General features: G+C 24.6%; 1 protein-coding gene and 1 pseudogene. Both read left to right on the top strand.

Annotated features, from left to right (window positions below; all coding sequences use genetic code 11):
* On the top strand, nucleotides 1–513 hold a 513-nt coding region (locus RI01_RS03030; RefSeq protein WP_017193197.1), incomplete at its 5' end, for a DDE-type integrase/transposase/recombinase.
* A 336-nt stretch (nucleotides 514–849) separates the two neighbouring features.
* A pseudogene (locus tag RI01_RS03480) lies at nucleotides 850–996 on the top strand (toprim domain-containing protein); the annotation flags it as partial.

Genomic DNA, 996 nt, shown 5'->3' with positions numbered 1-996 from the left:
AATTTAATCAATCAAGATTTTATAGCTACTAAACCTCTTCAAAAACTTTTTACTGACATCACTTATTTTAAAACTAATCAAGGTTTTTTGTATTTTTCTTGTATCATTGATTCTTTTAATAACCAAATTATAGCTTTCCACACTTCAAACCAACAAAATAAAGATTTAGTTTTAAATACTATTAAAAAACTTCCAAAATTAAAAGAGCCTTGTATTATTCACTCTGATAAAGGTACAGTTTATCAATCGCTCAAAATTCAACAAACTTTAAAGAAAAAAGGTTTTTTAATCAGTATGTCCCGAAAAGCCACACCACGTGACAACGCCATCATTGAAAACTTTTTCGGCCAAATGAAAACGATCTTACAACATCAAAATCCATTTTTATTTCAAAAATCTCCTGATAAAATAAAAAAATTAATCCATCATTTTCCTAAATTTTGGAATAATCAATGGATTTTAAGTAAATTAAACCATTTAACACCATCTCAATATATTCAAAATTTGAGATAAATTTTTAGTTGATTTAACATAAAAAATATAACCTTGGAAAAAAGGTTACTTTAGTACGCTTTTTTTTGAAAAAAAATAGTAAAATTTAAAAAAAATATCATTTTCTTTCATTTTGTTGACGAGTTTTTGAATTTTTTTACCTAACTATATAGTGTAAAGTCAAAATATTAAAAAAATATCTTTTGAAACTAAAGAATTATGAAAAAAAGTTTAGACACTTTTTTAAACGAAAAAATATTTCTTTAGTTTGAAAAGATAGGAAATTATCTATTAATTTTTAGCCTTAAAGAACAATTTTAAAAATTAAAATTGTCTAAAAAAACGGAACAGGGCAGTCTCATTTATGTCACTCAGCAACTTTCTCAATCACAACTAGAAATTCTTAAAAAAGAAAAAATCAAAGTCATTATCGCTTTAGATAATGATAAAACAGGCCGAAAACGCAGCGAAGCCTTAGGAGAACAACTTAAAGAAGAAAATATT

The organism is Italian clover phyllody phytoplasma str. MA1, from assembly GCF_000300695.1.
In the GTDB taxonomy this organism is placed as follows: Bacteria; Bacillota_I; Bacilli_A; order Acholeplasmatales; family Acholeplasmataceae; genus Phytoplasma.
The sequence above is the reverse complement of the archived record's forward strand: the minus strand, read 5'-3'. Positions and strand labels throughout refer to the sequence as shown.